The following is a 15,154-nucleotide window of genomic DNA, read 5'->3' as shown; positions in this document are numbered from 1 at the left end:
TGATGAACAACATTCTGAATTCCCCTTTCCCCCTCAGCGGCTCCGGTGCCAAGGTGATTGCCATCACCAGCGGCAAAGGCGGTGTCGGCAAAACCTTTGTGTCGGCCAATCTGGCTGCAGCCCTGGCCAAACGCGGCCACCGCGTCCTGGTGCTGGATGCCGATCTGGGCCTGGCCAACCTGGACGTGGTGCTGAACCTGCACCCCAAGATCACGCTGCATGACGTCTTTACCGGCAAAGCCATGCTGGACGAGGCCATCGTCAAGGCCCCCGGCGGGTTCTCGGTGCTGTTGGCCGGTTCGGGCATGGTTGAGTACTCCCGCCTGACCCCGGAGGTGCGTGACGAGTTTTTGCAGGTGGTGCGCACCCTGATGCCACGCTTTGACGTGCTGCTGCTGGATACCGGCGCAGGCATTTCGGACGTGGTGCTGTTTTCGGTGTCGTTGGCATCTGAGGTGCTGGTGGTAGCCACGCCCGAACCCACTTCGCTGACCGATGCCTATGCCGCCATCAAGGTGCTGGCCACCCAGCAAAAACGCCAGCACGTGCGCATCGTGATCAACCAGACCGCCCGCCCCGGCGATGGCCGCGCCATCACCACCCAGCTACAGCAGGTGCTGGACCGCTTTGTCACCAACGGTACCGGGCGTTCGATCCGCCTGATCCATGTAGGCGATATCCCGGCCGACCCCTCGGTGCGCGATGCCGTCATGCGCCGCCAACTGCTCATGGTCCACATCCCTGGCTGCCCTGCCGCCCTGGCCGTGTCGGAGTTGGCCCGCAAGCTCGACGAAACCGTGATTTCCCCCGCTGAGCAACGCAATTAGGCGACGCTAGGGTCCACGGACGCCAGCGGTGCGTACAGCACGACCCGGTCGCGGCCCTGCTGTTTGGATCGGTACATCGCCGCATCGGCATTTTTAGACAGCTCAATTTCATCCAGTCCGTGGTCGGGGTAGACGGCCACGCCCGTGCTGGAGGAAATGTGCACCATCTTGCCCGCCACCACCTCAAAGCTCTGGTTCAGCGCTTGGCGGATTTTCTCGGCCACCGCCAGCGCGTCGGTGCCATCGTGCACCGCAGACAACAACACCACAAACTCGTCGCCGCCAATCCGGGCCACGGTGTCCGAGGCGCGCACGCAGTCATGCATGCGTTGGGCCACCGCTTTGAGCAGCACGTCGCCCACCGCATGGCCTAGCGTGTCGTTCACCGGTTTGAAATGGTCCAGATCCACATACAGCAAGGCCAGCCGGCCCCGGTTGCGGTTGGCCTGGACAATGGCTTGCTTGAGCCGGTCGTCAAACAGCGCCCGGTTGGGCAGCCCGGTCAGGGAGTCGTGCTGGGCCATATGGGCCATGCGGTCTTCAATGGCTTTGCGGCCCGTGATGTCACGCACCACCCCGACAAAACAGGCCACGCCCTTGAAGGTGGCGGGCTGCGCCGACAAAATACCGATGATGGTCTGGCCGTTCTTGGTCACCAGGGCCACTTCCAGGTTTTCGCAATACTGGTGCTGGGCCAGCTCCTTGCGGTAGCGGCGGCGGTCTTCGGCAGACTTCCAGATGGGCAAAGCGGCTATCGAGATGCTGACCACATCGCCACGCTCATAGCCCGTCATGGCCGTAAAGCCGCGGTTGATGTCCACCACCAGGCCATCGGCCTGCTGGGTGATCACCATGCCGTCGGGGCTGCTGTCAAAGATCAGTTCAAAATGTTCTTTGCTTTCGCGCAATTCGGTGGTCATCTGGGTGGCCATGATGACGGTGCGCGCTCGGTCGCTCAGCAGCACCCAGGCCAACAAGGCCAGTACACAACTCAGCACCACGCCGTTGCGGGCAATCAGCTGCGCCTTGTGGTGGGCCGGTGATGCGACCGAATCCGCTTGCTCCACGATGGCCAGGGTCCAGGTACGGCCCGCCATCTGCAAATACTCCAAGGTGGCGGCCGAGGCCTGCGTTTTGGGTAAAGGGCTGGGATTGGAGTCAAATAGCAGCGACTGGTTGCTGATTTCAATCCCGTCAAAAATCCGCACGCCCATACCGCTGATCTCCCCACCGGGCAGGCCCGCCATCCACACATCCATGCGGCACGGCGCCACCACCCAACCCATCAGGTTGGCACGCCGTGCGTCCACCGTATCGGTAAGCGATCCGGGGCGGTAGACCGGCATGAACATGGCAAACCCTACCCGGTTGTCGGAGGCGTTTTGCAGGCTGCGGTTGAGTCGGCTGGTAATGGCGGCAGCCCCGGAGTCGCGGGCCCGCTCCATGGTTGCCCGGTACACGGCATCCATCAGCAGGTCCTGGCCCAGCGGGTGCAGATGCGGTTCCGAAGGCGGCTCCAGCTGTACCAGCGGGGCATACTGGGGACGTGCGCCCTCGGGGACCAGGGCATAGCCGCCGTCTACCAGGGAGCGCATCTCTGCCACATGCGCGGGCAGGTCCGTCTCGCTGACAAGCGGCACCCAGCCCAGCGCCACCACCCCGGACACATCGGCTCCAAGCTGCAAGACCTCTACATAACGGCTGAAGGCCTCGCGCCCCACCGGTGCGCCCACCGAAAATAGCCCCTGGGCACCCCGCATGACTTGTTCCTGGGCGCGCATGCGCTGCTCCACTCGGCTGGCAAAGGCCTGCACATTGGCATCTGCCCGGGCACGCTGGTCGAGCTCGGCGTTGTGGGTTTCAAACTGCCACAGCCACCAGGTGGTGCCCAGCGACAACGCCAGGACCAACAAGGCTCCGCTGAGGTGGTGGAGCCAGTTGTCGGGGCGTTTCAGTCTCAAAAGACCACCATCTCGCGGGCCAGCGCGGGCGGAAAGTACTTTTCGAAGATCCGCAGCACCGAGCCGTCATTGCGCAAAGACTGCACCACCGCCTGCCACTTGGTGATTTCGGCGGGCGAAATGGATTTTTTGGAAATGATGAGGCCGTGCGGCACCGGTGGATCGTTGAATTCGATGATCTGCGTGGTGTCGCTGATCCGTTTGGACTCGATATCGCCAATGTCGAAGGGCTCGATGACCATGCCCTGGATACGCCCCAGGGCCAGCACCTGGTACAGCGGATCCAGACCCGAGGCATAACTCACGCGGCCCGCCTGCGCCAGTTTGTCGACCATGCGGTTGGCCGTGGTGCTGTAACGAAAACCCCGGATGGCCCCCAGCTTCATGGCGGGCTGCTCTTCGAAGTCAGACAGCCCATGCACGTTGGCACTTTTGTTGACCAGCAGGTAGTATTTGTTCGAAAAATACCAGGCAAACGCCGCATAGGTGTTGCGCTCCTCGGTCGCAATGCCCGACAGGCTGAAGTCCAGCGCGCCGGACTCGATCAGTTGCCAGATGCGTGCCCGCGGCAATACGCTGACCTGGATGTTGCAGCCACTGCGCTGGGTCAGTGCATCGGCAAAGTCCTTGTCAATGCCCGCATCCAGATCGGCCGAATACAACACGCCATGCACATGCAGGGCCAGGGTCAATGGTCTGCCGCACTCTGGCCGGTCGTCGGCCGCCCGCACTGCATGGCACAGCAACAGTCCCAGCAGAAAGCACCCATACTTGCCAACAAAAGAATACATAAATTGTACGCAATATCTAAAACACTGAAATAAATCGTAAGTATTCGCCTACAACTATACAGCGGCGCAGGCACGCAATCGACATACTGCATTACACGGTAGCGATCCAGCCCTCCAGCGGATCGACATGGCTGGGCAGCCCGTAGCGCGGCAGACCTGCGGCGTGCTGCTGCCCGGCCCACGCGGCTTGCAGCATGCACAGCACGGCATCCAGGGCGTCTCCACTGGCATCGGCCAGCAGCAGGGCACGTTGGGCCGCCGTGATTTGCAAAGGCATGCCCAGGCGCAGCCGCCCGTGAGCGCCCTGCCCCGCTTCCAGCGCGTGGACCAGGTCGGTCCGCGCCGCCAGCCGCTGCGGGGTCTGCTTGGCCTTGTCGTCGCTTTTATAGCTACGCCGCCCGGTGCCCTGGGCCACTGGAGTCCAGCCATCCAGCACCTCACGCGCCAGCAGGCCGGGATAGGCTTCCAGGGCCACCCGCTGCGGATCACCGGCGTGCAGGCCGGGGAAATCCACCCCCGCGTCCAGCAACAGGGGCACGCCCGCGTGCAGCATGTAGGCCACTGGCGGATTCACCCATTTCATGGATGGGCTGGAGCCCGCCAAAAAATCGCAGGCGCGGTGCGCAAATTTGCCCCCCACCGGACGGGCATCGCAAAACGCGGCAAACAGGCTGCGGATCTGCGCCCGTTCCAGGCTGGCAAAGTGGCGGATGCAGGCGGCCCACTCCAGCGGCCAGCCCAGGCTCACCACCAATTCGCGCGGCAAACCAAAGGGCAGATCGAACGCCCCCACCCAGGACCGGGGCTGGGCCAGCACCGCGGCAAATGCCGCCAGCGAAGACAGCCGCTCCAGGCGCTGCAAGACCACGCGCCCCTTGGCCACCCGGCCCCAGGCCAGCACGATGTTTTTGCGGGCGGTGGGGCTGCTGGAAAAATCGCAGCCCAGGAGCTCGGTAGAAGCCATTGCTAACCCAGCGCCAGCGCCACCACACCCAGCGCAATGCAACCCGCCCCCAGCAGCCGGATGCCACGCTGCCCCTCGCCCAGCAAATGCCCGCCCAGCAGCGCGGCAAACAGCATCGACACCTCGCGCGCCGGAGCCACATGGGACAGGGGTGCGGTTTGCACGGCATACAGCACCAGCACATACGACACCGGGCTCAGGATGCCCACCACCAGCGCGTAGCGCCATTGCTGCTGCCACAGCAGCCGGGCCGCGGGCAGATCGCGCAGCACCGTGGAGCCCATCAGGCCCATGCGCAGGACATTGCTGGCGTAGTCGAACATGATGGGCGAGACCAGCAGCACCTTGACCGTATAGCCGTCGGCCACGGTGTAGCAGGCGATGCACATGCCGGTGAGCGCGCCATAGCGCAAGCCTGCACGCAAACGGGCGGCGTGCACCGGGTCACGCGGGCCGCGCCACAGGGCGGGGCCCCCGGCGATCAAAAACACGCCCAGCACGACGCCTGCCAGGCCCAGCGCCCCCCAGACGCTGAGCCGTTCGCCCAGCAGCAACACGGCCACCAGGGACGACAGCAGCGGCCCCAGGCCGCGCGCCAGCGGGTAGACCACGGTGAGGTCGGCCTTGCGGTAGCCGCGCAGCAGCACCACAAAATACAGGGCGTGCACGCAGGCGCTGAGGACCAGCATGCCCCATTGGGTGGCATTCCAGCGCGGCACTTCGTCCAGACCCAGCCAGACAGCGACCGGGGACCACGCGACCAGCCCCACCAGCCCGGAGAACACGGCAAAGCGCGCATCACCCCCGGCTTTTTTGGCGGCAATGTTCCAACTGGCGTGGATCAGTCCCGCCAACAGCACCAGACACAGGGCAAAAAGGGACATGCAAAAAAACAAAAACCCGCAAGTCGTTCAAGGCTTGCGGGTTGGATGGATCGGTGGGGACGGCTAGACGCGCCCGACGATGGAGGCCGTGGCCATCAACTCTTCCAGCAGCGCCAGCGATACCTTGCCTGACACCGCATACGGGTCCAGTTCGGGTTTTTCGGCGTATTTCAGCAAAATGGACTGGTTGAGCTTGAGGATGTTGACCTGGCCCATGGTCCAGCCGCCAAAGCGGCGCTCGGAGATTTCTTCAAAGTGCAGCAAGGCCACGTCTTTGTGCCGCGTGTCGCGCTGGATGTGGCCGTACAGCTCATTGACCGGCATGCGCCCGCCCTCAATGGCTTGCAAAAAGATGCCGCCGCCGTAGCACAGGATGCCGGTGATGCCGCAGGCCGGGTTGTACTGGCGCGACTGGGCCAGGATGGCTTCGATGGCGCCGGGACTGGTGTCCAGGGCGCGGCTGGCGTAGAGCAAACGTACAAGCATGGGATTAGCTCTTTCTGGGAATGAGGGACAAAAATTCGCGGCGCAGGTTCGGGTCCTTCAGGAAGGCCCCGCGCATCACCGAGTTGATCATCTTGCTGTCCATGTCTTTCACGCCGCGCCAGCCCATGCAGTAGTGGCTGGCCTCCATCACGATGGCCAGGCCGTCGGGCTGGGTTTTTTCTTGGATCAGGTCGGCCAGTTGCACCACGGCCTCTTCCTGGATCTGCGGGCGGCCCATGATCCATTCGGCCAGGCGCGCGTACTTGGACAGACCAATCACATTGGTGTGCTCGTTGGGCAGTACACCGATCCAGATCATGCCGATGACCGGGCACAGGTGGTGCGAACAGGCACTGCGCACGGTGATGGGGCCGACAATCATCAGCTCGTTCAGGTGCTCGGCGTTGGGGAATTCGGTGATGTTGGGCGGTGCCACGTAGCGGCCCTGGAACACCTCTTTCAGGTACATCTTGGCCACCCGGCGTGCGGTGTTGTTGGTGTTGTGGTCGCGGTCGGTGTCGATCACCATGCTGCTGAGCACGCCCTGCATTTTGTCGGTCACTTCGTCGAGCAGAAGATCGAGCTCACCGGGCTGGATGAAGTCCGATATGTTGTCGTTGGCGTTGAACCGTTTGCGCGCGGCCAGCAGACGTTCGCGGATCTTGACAGACACAGGCGTGCCTTCGCCGTCGCGGGCATCGGCCAGCGCAACAGCATTAATAGCGTCGGGTGTTTTCATTAACATCCAAGAATGGTAGCAGGGGAGGCCCAACGGCCGCACGGGGATGGTGCAAAGACCCCTGACAGGCTTTCCGCGCGCCATTTTCAAAGCGCTTGCACAGCACAGGATAATCAGCCCATCGCGGCCCTGGTGCCGTTTCGCATTCTGCCGGTCCGGCCTGTGCCGTGCCAATGGCCAACCACCTAAAAAAAAGCTATGGACAACATCAATTTACTGAACACCCGCGAAGACTGGTATGCCGCATTTTTCGCCGGTGATACCGACTTCATGGCCAGCGTGCAGGCCGACTCGTTTTGCGTGGTGCATGCCAGTGGCGTGCAATCCAAATGGGAGCAACTGCACGGCATTTCGCGTGCGGTGCAGGCCGATATGTGGTTTCCTGACACGGCCTACAAGCAGGATGCCAGCCTGTCCCTGCAATACCACGGCGAGTTCGCGGTGGTCTCGGGCCAAAGCCAGACCTTGATTGACGACACGCCGCACAGCAGCGTGTTCTTCAGCGAACTGTGGCGCAAAACGCCGGACGACTGGCAGTTGATGCACCTGCACTTCACGCCGGTGCCTGAGGCGGCCTGAGTCCCGGGCTATTGCACCGGCGCGCCGCCCTCGAACCACTGGCCGATCAATGCCCGCTCGGCCTCGGTAATGCCGGTGGCGTTGTTCATGGGCATGATTTTGGTGACCACCGCCTGCTGGTAAACCATGGGCGCATGCAGCTTCAGATCGGCGGGTGAATCCAGCCGCACGTTCTTCATCTGCACTTGCGCGCCGTGGCATTGGTAGCAGCGCTGGGCAATCACCGCCTGCACTTTTTCATAAGAAATAACCGGCTTGGCGCTTATTCCATCAGCGTGAGTAGCTACTGAAGTTGTAGCAGGCAGCGGTTTCATCCAGACGATCACGCCCACGATCACCACCAGGCCCAGCAGCGCGTAGCCCACGGGATGCCGGTTGCGGCCCAGCAGATAGCCGTGGCGCAGCACAAAAAACTGCCGTATGGCCGCGCCTGCCAGCATCATCAGCACCAGCACCAGCCAGTTCTGCGGATGCGTGTAGGTAAAGCTGTAGTGGTTGCTGAGCATGGCAAACAGCACTGGCAGAGTGAAGTAGGTGTTGTGCACGCTGCGCTGCTTGCCGCGCTGGCCGTGGATGGGGTCGATGGGGCGGCCCGCCTTGATGTCGGCCACCACGGTACGCTGGCCGGGGATGATCCAGAAGAACACGTTGGCGCTCATGGTGGTGGCCATCATCGCGCCCACCAGCAAAAAGGCCGCACGCCCGGCAAACCAGTGGCAGGCCAGCCACGAGGCCGCACACACCAGCACGGCCACCAACGCGCCCACGATGGCATCACCACCCTTGCGCTTGCCAAAGATCTGGCAAATGCCGTCGTAGGCCATCCAGAACACCACCAAAAACGCCAGCGCCACGCTTACCGCCGCGCCGCTGGACCAGTTCATCAGCGACTTGTCGACCAGATAGGTGCTGGCATTCCACAGGTAGGTGACGGTGAACAGCGAGAAGCCGGTCAGCCAGGTGGAATAGCTTTCCCAGTAAAACCAGTGCAGGTGCTTGGGCAGTTGCGGCGGCGCACCGGCGAACTTGACCGGGTGGTAGAAGCCGCCGCCGTGCACGGCCCACAGCTCGCCGCTCACGCCCTGCTTCTTGAGATCGCCATCGACCGGTGGTGTCAGGCTGCTGTCCAAAAAGACGAAGTAGAACGACGAGCCAATCCAGGCGATGGCGGTGATGACGTGGACCCAGCGCAGCAGCAGGTTGGCCCAGTCGAGGTAATAGCTTTCCATGTGTCACTCACCCTTAGGCAGCGAGGACGTGCGTCCACCCCTGCCAGTATTGCGATGCCCACCACTGCGGGCGCTGTAGGCACTCAAAAAGTCACGCACAAAAGCCCGGGGAGTTGGCTTTGCACCGCTGCGACTGCGTCATTCTAGGGAGTCAGCAACAACTGTGCCGCCACCGCAACCGCAATCACCTCGGGCTCTTTGCCGGGAATGCCGGGCACGCCGATGGGGCAAGTGACCTGCGCCAGCTCGGCATCCACAAAGCCCCGTGCGGCCAGCCGGTGGCGAAAGCTGGCCCATTTGGTCTGGCTGCCGATCAGGCCGATAAAGGGCAGATCGCCCCGGCTGCGCTGGCGCAGCAGACAGGCGGCCACGATGTCCAGGTCTTCGGCGTGGCTGAAGCTCATGATCAGCACCCGGCTGCCCGGCGCGAGGTCTTGGACCGCGCGCTGCACCGGGTCGGAATATTCGCAACGTACCGAGTCCGGCAGATCGGCAGGGAAAATGCCGTCACGGCTGTCGATCCAGGCCAGGTCAAACGGCAGGCGCGCCAACACCTGCACCAGCGCATGGCCGACATGGCCGCCGCCAAACAAGGCGACGGGCGGGTGTACCACGGCCAGCTCGGCGCGCAGGCGGTCGGCGTCGGCCACACCGACCCGCTCGAAGCGCAGATGCACCACCCCCCCGCAGCACTGCCCCAAACTGGGGCCCAGCGGGTAGCGCATGACCTCGGCACCCTGGGCACCTTGCAGTCGGGCACGCGCCTCGGCCATTGCCTGGAATTCAAGCTGTCCGCCGCCAATCGTGCCCACCAAGGTGTCGGCCAGCACCGCCATCCAGGTGCCCGGCCCGCGCGGCACCGAGCCTTGGGTAGACTGCACGGTGACCAGCACGGCAGGCGCCGTGTGCAAGTGCTGGAGCAAAACGTCTGTATTTTTCACATTCCCAGTATGCATGGGCAGCCTCCAGCCCTCCACACACCATGAAAAAACCTTCCTACGTACGCTGGACCCTGGCCAGCCTGTCCGCCGCCATCGCCACTTTGCTGGCCGGCTGTGGCTCCGCGCCCGCGCCCAGCGCCAGCCCAACGGTCGCCCCCGCCCCGCCCGCCACCGGCACCCAGCCGGTAGCCCCGGCGCCCAAACTGGCCTTGCCGCCCAAAATCTCTACGGCCAGCAACCCACGTGACTACCGCCGGGATGCCGCACGCCACCTGTACGAGCGCAATGCCGAGCGCATCTACCAGGGCAAGCTGCAGCCCAACCTGTACGCCATCGGGGTGTTAGAGGTGCACCTGGACCGCCAGGGCCTGGTGACCGGCCTGCACTGGATGCGCGCGCCCAAGCACGCGCCCGAGGTGGTCACCGAAATCGAGCGTACCGTGCGCGCTGCGGCCCCCTTCCCACCGCCCTCGCGCCTGGGCCGTGTCACCTACACCGACACCTGGCTGTGGGACAAAAGCGGGCAGTTCCAGCTCGACACCCTGACCGAGGGGCAGCTATAGGCCGGTTTGGCAAGTGCTATTAAAAACCTAGCTGCCCGTGCTCTACTGGCAAGCACGGGAGCCTCATTTCTTATAAATTCAACTGCCACGGTAGGTGGAGTAGCTCCAGGGGCTGACCAGCAGCGGCACATGGTAGTGCTGGCCGGGATCAGCAATACCAAAGTCCAGGCTCACGCGGTGTAAGAAATTGGGGGTGGGCAAAGTCACGCCGTGGGCCTTAAAGTACCCTTCTACGTCAAACGTGAGCCTGTAGGTTCCGACGTGCAGACTCGCGGTGTCGAGCAAAAGGCCCTCGCTGCGGCCATCCGCGTTGGTGACGAAACGCTTGATCAAAGTGCTTTCGCCCCCCTGGGTGGCGTAAAGTTCCACCGCCATACCAGCAGCCGGGCGGCCATGCATAGTATCCAAAACGTGTGTGCTTAATCCCATACGTGTCCTCACTTAATCAAATACGTTGTAACCAAACAAACTTGTATACAGTACAAAATTTGCGTTATTATGGTGGTATGGAATCCACCACGACCAATACCAATACGATCGTCGAAGCCCTGACTAAGGCGATTGTTGAGCACCGGCTCCACCCCGGTACCAAGCTGGCTGAACAAAAGCTGGCCGACCATTTTGGTGTATCACGCACCTTGGTCCGGCAAGCCTTGTTCCAGCTGTCCCAAAACCGCCTGATCCGTCTGGAGCCCGCGCGCGGGGCCTTTGTGGCCGCCCCGTCGGTCGCCGAGGCGCGACAGGTCTTTGCGGTACGCCGCATGCTGGAGGCCGAATTGGTGCGCGCCCTGGTGCGCGACATCAGCCCAAGCAAAATCAAGGCCCTCAAAGAGCAGGCGGTGATTGAAAAGGCGGCGTTGAAAGACAAAGACCTCACCAACCGCACCGAAGTGTTGGGTAATTTCCACATCCGCATGGCCGAGTTGCTGGACAACGACGTGCTGGTGCAAATGATGGTGGAACTGCTGTCGCGCTGCTCGCTCATCACCCTGATGTACCAGACCGACAACCCCACTGACCACACCTGCGACGACCACGACGAGCTCATCAAAGCCCTGGCCGCCAAAGACGAAGCCCTGGCCGTGCGCCTGATCGACGAGCATTTGCACAACCTCGAGTCCAACCTGACGTTCGACCGCAAAATTCCCAGCAACGACATCGCCATGGCGCTGGCCTGAGTTGTGCTTGAGGGGACTCCATGACAGAGACATCCGCACCCTACCCCCGTGATCTGGTCGGCTACGGCCGCAACGTCCCCCACGCACAGTGGCCCAACCAGGCCAAAATTGCGGTGCAGTTCGTACTCAACTACGAAGAAGGCGGCGAAAACAATGTGCTGCATGGCGACGCGGCCTCGGAAACCTTTTTGTCCGAGCTGATCACCGCGCAGCCCTTCCCCGACCGGCACATGACCATCGAGTCGATGTACGAATACGGCTCGCGGGCGGGTTCCTGGCGCATCCTGCGCGAGTTTGAAAAGCGCGGCCTGCCGCTGACCATCTTCGGCGTCTCCATGGCCTTGGAGCGGCATCCTGAGCTGACCCAGGCCTTCGTCGACCTGGGCCATGAAATCGCCTGCCACGGCTGGCGCTGGATCCACTACCAAAACCTGCCCGAAGCCACCGAGCGCGAGCACATGGCGCTGGGTGCCGAAATCATCCGCAAAATGACCAACGGCCTGTGGCCCCAGGGCTGGTACACCGGCCGCGACAGCCCCAACACCCGCCGCCTGCTGGCCGACCAGGGCGGCTTCAGCTACGACAGCGACTACTACGGCGACGATCTGCCGTTCTGGCTGCCCACCACCAAAACCGACGGCACGGTCGAGCCGCGCCTGGTCATCCCGTACTCGCTGGACACCAACGACATGCGCTGCGTGCAGGTGCAGGGCTTCAACACCGGCGACCATTTTCTGCAGTACCTCAAAGACAGCTTTGACGTGCTCTACGCCGAGGGCGAAGACGCTCCCAAGATGATGAGCATCGGCATGCACTGCCGGGTGCTGGGCCGACCAGGCCGGTTCGGTGCGCTGCAAAAATTTCTGGACTACGTGCAAAGCCATGAACGGGTGTGGATTTGCCGCCGCATCGACATCGCCGAACACTGGCAAAAAGTCCACCCCTACCGCCCTGCAGCCACCCTGTAAACACCCATGCCCCTGACGCTCGCTTTCCTCAACACCGCTCCCCAGCACGAGGTACTGCAGCAGCTGCCCGGCCTGTACGAGCACTCCCCCTGGATCGCAGAAAAAGCCCTGGCTGCGCGGCCCTTTGCCTCGCTGGCGGCTTTCAAGTACGCCATGGTGCAGGTACTGGCCGAGGCCGGTGTGCAGGCCCAGCTGGGCCTGATCCGCGCCCACCCCGAGCTGGCGGGCAAAGCCGCCGAGCCGCTCACCACCGAGTCCAGCCATGAGCAAAACCAGGCGGGCCTGACGCGCTGCACGCCGCAAGAGCTGGCCCAGCTGCAACAGCTCAACGCCGACTACGGCCGCAAGTTCGGCTTTCCGTTCATCCTGGCGGTGCGCGGGCCGCGCGGCACAGGGCTGCGCAAGCAGGAGATCATCGACACCTTTGTGCGCCGCCTGCGCAACCCGGCCGACTTTGAGCATGCCGAGGCGCTGCGCAACATCCACCGCATCGTCGAAATCCGCCTCAACGACGCATTCGGTACCCACCCCACGCAGGGCAATGTGGTGTGGGACTGGCAGGAAGCCTTGAGCGTCCACACCGACCCCGGCTACGCCGAACTGGATCAGCTCACCGTGACCTACCTGACCGACGCGCACCGCGCCTGCGCCGCCCAGATCGCCCAAGGCATGCGCGACTGCGGCTTTGACACCGTACAGATCGACGCCGTGGGCAACGTGGTGGGCCGCTACCTGGCGGCCACGCCCGATGCCAAAACCCTGCTCACCGGCAGCCACTATGACACCGTGCGCAACGGCGGCAAGTACGATGGCCGCCTGGGCATTTTTGTACCCATGGCTTGCGTGCAGGCCTTGGCCCAACAAGGCAAACGCCTGCCCTTCCATTTCGAAGTGGTGGGCTTCGCCGAAGAAGAAGGCCAGCGCTACAAGGCCACATTCCTCGGCTCGGGCGCATTGATCGGCCACTTCAACCCCGACTGGCTGGACCAGACCGATGTGGATGGCGTCAGCATGCGCGAAGCCATGGCCCACGCCGGTCTGAACGCCAGCGACATCCCTGCCCTGCAGCGCACGCCCGACGACTACCTGGGCTTTGTCGAAGTCCACATCGAGCAGGGCCCGGTGCTCAACGAGCTGGATATCCCGCTGGGTATCGTCACCTCCATCAACGGCAGCGTGCGCTATACCGGCGAGGTGCTGGGCGTGGCCTGCCACGCGGGCACCACCCCCATGAACCGCCGCCGCGATGCCGCCACCGCCGTGGCCGAACTGGCGCTGTACGTGGAGCAGCGCGCCGGGCAGGATGGCGATTCGGTTGGCACCGTGGGCATTTTGCAGGTGCCCAACGGCTCTATCAACGTGGTGCCCGGCCAGTGCAACTTCAGCCTGGATCTGCGCGCCCCCCACAACGCCCAGCGCGATGCCCTGGCCCACGACGTACTCGCCCAGTTGCAAGCCATCTGCGACCGCCGGGGCCTGCGCTACACGCTGGAAGAAACCATGCGTGCCGCCGCCGCACCCAGTGCACCCGCATGGCAGCAGCGCTGGGAAGCCGCCGTCGAGTCCCTGGGCGTACCCCTGTACCGCATGGCCAGCGGCGCGGGCCACGATGCCATGAAACTGCACGAGGTCATGCCCCAGGCCATGCTGTTTGTGCGCGGCCAGAACGCCGGTATCAGCCACAACCCGCTGGAATGCAGCACGGCCGACGACATGCAACTGGCCGTGGATGCCTTTGCCCACCTTTTGAACCACCTCTCTCCCACTTAAGCTTTCCATGACAGATTACGCCCCGCTCGATGCCTGGATCGACCAGCATTTCGACGAAGAAGTCGCCTTTTTGCAAGAGCTCATCCGCGTCCCCACCAACACCCCGCCCGGCAACAACGCCCCCCACGCCGACCGCACTGCGGTGCTGCTGGAAGCCATGGGCCTGGCGGTAGAAAAGCACCCCGTGCCCGCCGCCGAAGTGTCCGCCGCTGGCATGGAATCCATCACCAACCTGGTGGTGCGCCGCAAATACGGTGCGGGCAAGACCATCGCGCTAAACGCCCACGGCGACGTGGTGCCGCCTGGCGACGGCTGGACCCACGCCCCTTACGGCGGCGAGATTGCCGACGGCCACATCTTTGGCCGCGCTACGGCGGTGAGCAAGGGCGACTTCGCCAGCTTCACCTTTGCCGTGCGGGCGCTCGAATCCCTGGGCCTGCCGCTCCAGGGCGCAGTGGAGCTGCATTTCACCTACGACGAAGAATTCGGCGGCGAACTCGGCCCCGGCTGGCTGCTCAAAAACAAGATCGTGCAGCCCGACCTGATGATCGCCGCGGGCTTTTCCTACCAGGTTGTCACCGCCCACAATGGCTGCCTGCAGATGGAAGTTACGGTACACGGCAAGATGGCGCATGCCGCGATTCCCGAGAGCGGCGTAGACGCGCTGCACGGCGCGGTGCAGATCCTGAACGCCCTGTACGCACAAAACACGCTGTACCAGCAGGTCACGTCCAACGTGGAAGGCATCAGCCACCCCTACCTGAACGTGGGCACCATCAACGGCGGCACCAACACCAACGTGGTGCCCGGCAAGGTCACGTTCAAGCTCGACCGCCGAATGATCCCCGAGGAAAACCCGGTCGCAGTTGAAGCCAACATCCGCCAAATCATTGCCGATGCCGCCGCCCTCCAGCCCGGCATCACGGTGGACATCAAACGCCTGCTGCTGGCCCATTCCATGCAGCCCCTGCCGGGCAACCAGCCGCTGGTCGATGCCATCCAGAAGCACGGCCTGGCGGTGTTTGGCGAGCCCATTCCGGCCATGGGCACGCCCCTGTACACCGACGTGCGGCTGTACGCCGCCGCGGGCATCCCCGGCGTGATCTACGGCGCGGGCCCCCGCACCGTGCTGGAGTCCCACGCCAAGCGCGCCGACGAGCGCCTGAGCCTGGAAGACCTGCGCCGTGCCACCAAGGTGATCGCCCGCACCCTGGCCGATCTGTTGGCATAAACAGATACATTTTTTGCATCGGAATAGGTAGTCTCCACCGGGA

The 15,154-nt window shown here is 63.5% G+C and carries 16 protein-coding genes; 7 read left to right on the top strand and 9 right to left on the bottom strand.

Annotated features, from left to right (window positions below; genetic code table 11):
- Positions 1–2: 2 nt before the first annotated feature.
- Positions 3–827, top strand: coding sequence for a MinD/ParA family protein (locus tag AB3G31_RS07705; RefSeq protein ID WP_367849604.1), 825 nt, complete (start codon positions 3–5; stop codon positions 825–827).
- Here AB3G31_RS07705 and AB3G31_RS07700 read toward each other — a convergent pair.
- The 6 genes from AB3G31_RS07700 to folE form a co-directional block, all read right to left on the bottom strand.
- Positions 824–2,788, bottom strand: a complete 1,965-nt coding sequence (locus AB3G31_RS07700) for a diguanylate cyclase (RefSeq protein WP_367849603.1) — start codon at positions 2,786–2,788, stop codon at positions 824–826. The two genes, AB3G31_RS07705 and AB3G31_RS07700, sit on opposite strands and share 4 nt — an antisense overlap.
- Positions 2,785–3,579, bottom strand: a complete 795-nt coding sequence (locus tag AB3G31_RS07695) for a substrate-binding periplasmic protein (protein WP_367849602.1) — start codon at positions 3,577–3,579, stop codon at positions 2,785–2,787. The genes AB3G31_RS07700 and AB3G31_RS07695 overlap by 4 nt, the downstream gene beginning before the upstream one ends.
- Positions 3,580–3,670: 91 nt before the next feature.
- Positions 3,671–4,543 (bottom strand): DUF429 domain-containing protein, encoded by an 873-nt coding sequence (locus AB3G31_RS07690; protein WP_367849601.1) that lies wholly within the window; start codon positions 4,541–4,543, stop codon positions 3,671–3,673.
- 2 nt (positions 4,544–4,545) lie between these two features.
- Positions 4,546–5,427 (bottom strand): EamA family transporter, encoded by an 882-nt coding sequence (locus tag AB3G31_RS07685; RefSeq protein ID WP_367849600.1) that lies wholly within the window; start codon positions 5,425–5,427, stop codon positions 4,546–4,548.
- Positions 5,428–5,490: 63 nt separating this feature from the next.
- Positions 5,491–5,913: a BLUF domain-containing protein gene (locus tag AB3G31_RS07680; RefSeq protein WP_367849599.1), complete on the bottom strand. Its 423-nt coding sequence runs from the start codon at positions 5,911–5,913 to the stop codon at positions 5,491–5,493.
- Positions 5,914–5,917: 4 nt separating this feature from the next.
- Positions 5,918–6,652 (bottom strand): GTP cyclohydrolase I, encoded by a 735-nt coding sequence (gene folE, locus AB3G31_RS07675; protein WP_367849598.1) that lies wholly within the window; start codon positions 6,650–6,652, stop codon positions 5,918–5,920.
- 198 nt (positions 6,653–6,850) lie between these two features.
- On the opposite strand from folE, the gene AB3G31_RS07670 reads away from it, so the two are divergent.
- Positions 6,851–7,231, top strand: a complete 381-nt coding sequence (locus AB3G31_RS07670; protein ID WP_367849597.1) for a nuclear transport factor 2 family protein — start codon at positions 6,851–6,853, stop codon at positions 7,229–7,231.
- Positions 7,232–7,239: 8 nt separating this feature from the next.
- Here AB3G31_RS07670 and AB3G31_RS07665 read toward each other — a convergent pair whose 3' ends face one another.
- On the bottom strand, positions 7,240–8,460 hold the full coding sequence (locus AB3G31_RS07665; RefSeq protein WP_367849596.1) for a urate hydroxylase PuuD: 1,221 nt from the start codon (positions 8,458–8,460) through the stop codon (positions 7,240–7,242).
- Positions 8,461–8,603: 143 nt separating this feature from the next.
- On the bottom strand, positions 8,604–9,416 hold the full coding sequence (gene xdhC / locus AB3G31_RS07660) for a xanthine dehydrogenase accessory protein XdhC (RefSeq protein ID WP_367849595.1): 813 nt from the start codon (positions 9,414–9,416) through the stop codon (positions 8,604–8,606).
- A 26-nt stretch (positions 9,417–9,442) separates the two neighbouring features.
- On the opposite strand from xdhC, the gene AB3G31_RS07655 reads away from it, so the two are divergent.
- A complete protein-coding gene (locus tag AB3G31_RS07655) occupies positions 9,443–9,964 on the top strand; it encodes a hypothetical protein (protein WP_367849594.1) in 522 nt (173 codons plus the stop codon).
- 78 nt (positions 9,965–10,042) lie between these two features.
- On the opposite strand, the gene uraH is transcribed toward AB3G31_RS07655, so the two are convergent.
- The gene (uraH, locus tag AB3G31_RS07650; protein WP_367849593.1) at positions 10,043–10,393 is read right to left on the bottom strand and encodes a hydroxyisourate hydrolase; all 351 of its coding nucleotides are present in this window, start codon (positions 10,391–10,393) and stop codon (positions 10,043–10,045) included.
- A gap of 77 nt (positions 10,394–10,470) precedes the next feature.
- On the opposite strand from uraH, the gene AB3G31_RS07645 reads away from it, so the two are divergent.
- The 4 genes from AB3G31_RS07645 to AB3G31_RS07630 are packed head-to-tail and all read left to right on the top strand — an operon-like array spanning position 10,471 to position 15,111.
- Positions 10,471–11,142, top strand: coding sequence for a GntR family transcriptional regulator (locus tag AB3G31_RS07645; protein WP_367849592.1), 672 nt, complete (start codon positions 10,471–10,473; stop codon positions 11,140–11,142).
- 20 nt (positions 11,143–11,162) lie between these two features.
- Positions 11,163–12,110, top strand: coding sequence for an allantoinase PuuE (gene puuE / locus AB3G31_RS07640; RefSeq protein WP_367849591.1), 948 nt, complete (start codon positions 11,163–11,165; stop codon positions 12,108–12,110).
- Between the two features lie 6 nt (positions 12,111–12,116).
- Entirely contained in the window at positions 12,117–13,880 is a 1,764-nt protein-coding gene (gene uraD, locus AB3G31_RS07635; RefSeq protein ID WP_367849590.1) for a 2-oxo-4-hydroxy-4-carboxy-5-ureidoimidazoline decarboxylase, read from the top strand.
- A 7-nt stretch (positions 13,881–13,887) separates the two neighbouring features.
- Entirely contained in the window at positions 13,888–15,111 is a 1,224-nt protein-coding gene (locus tag AB3G31_RS07630) for a M20/M25/M40 family metallo-hydrolase (protein ID WP_367849589.1), read from the top strand.
- Positions 15,112–15,154 lie beyond the last annotated feature (43 nt).

This window comes from Rhodoferax sp. WC2427 (assembly GCF_040822085.1).
Classification (GTDB): Bacteria; Pseudomonadota; Gammaproteobacteria; order Burkholderiales; family Burkholderiaceae_C; genus Rhodoferax_B.
Note: the sequence above shows the minus strand (reverse complement) of the source record. Positions and strands in the feature narration are given on the sequence as shown.

Excerpts from the sequence above, each read along its gene's own strand:
- AB3G31_RS07705 (WP_367849604.1), top strand. The coding sequence starts at position 3 with ATGAACAACATTCTGAATTCCCCTTTCCCCCTCAGCGGCTCCGGTGCC.
- AB3G31_RS07695 (WP_367849602.1), bottom strand. The coding sequence starts at position 3,579 with ATGTATTCTTTTGTTGGCAAGTATGGGTGCTTTCTGCTGGGACTGTTG.
- AB3G31_RS07690 (WP_367849601.1), bottom strand. The coding sequence starts at position 4,543 with ATGGCTTCTACCGAGCTCCTGGGCTGCGATTTTTCCAGCAGCCCCACC.
- AB3G31_RS07685 (WP_367849600.1), bottom strand. The coding sequence starts at position 5,427 with ATGTCCCTTTTTGCCCTGTGTCTGGTGCTGTTGGCGGGACTGATCCAC.
- AB3G31_RS07680 (WP_367849599.1), bottom strand. The coding sequence starts at position 5,913 with ATGCTTGTACGTTTGCTCTACGCCAGCCGCGCCCTGGACACCAGTCCC.
- folE (WP_367849598.1), bottom strand. The coding sequence starts at position 6,652 with ATGAAAACACCCGACGCTATTAATGCTGTTGCGCTGGCCGATGCCCGC.
- AB3G31_RS07670 (WP_367849597.1), top strand. The coding sequence starts at position 6,851 with ATGGACAACATCAATTTACTGAACACCCGCGAAGACTGGTATGCCGCA.
- AB3G31_RS07665 (WP_367849596.1), bottom strand. The coding sequence starts at position 8,460 with ATGGAAAGCTATTACCTCGACTGGGCCAACCTGCTGCTGCGCTGGGTC.
- xdhC (WP_367849595.1), bottom strand. The coding sequence starts at position 9,416 with ATGCATACTGGGAATGTGAAAAATACAGACGTTTTGCTCCAGCACTTG.
- AB3G31_RS07655 (WP_367849594.1), top strand. The coding sequence starts at position 9,443 with ATGAAAAAACCTTCCTACGTACGCTGGACCCTGGCCAGCCTGTCCGCC.
- uraH (WP_367849593.1), bottom strand. The coding sequence starts at position 10,393 with ATGGGATTAAGCACACACGTTTTGGATACTATGCATGGCCGCCCGGCT.
- AB3G31_RS07645 (WP_367849592.1), top strand. The coding sequence starts at position 10,471 with ATGGAATCCACCACGACCAATACCAATACGATCGTCGAAGCCCTGACT.
- puuE (WP_367849591.1), top strand. The coding sequence starts at position 11,163 with ATGACAGAGACATCCGCACCCTACCCCCGTGATCTGGTCGGCTACGGC.
- uraD (WP_367849590.1), top strand. The coding sequence starts at position 12,117 with ATGCCCCTGACGCTCGCTTTCCTCAACACCGCTCCCCAGCACGAGGTA.
- AB3G31_RS07630 (WP_367849589.1), top strand. The coding sequence starts at position 13,888 with ATGACAGATTACGCCCCGCTCGATGCCTGGATCGACCAGCATTTCGAC.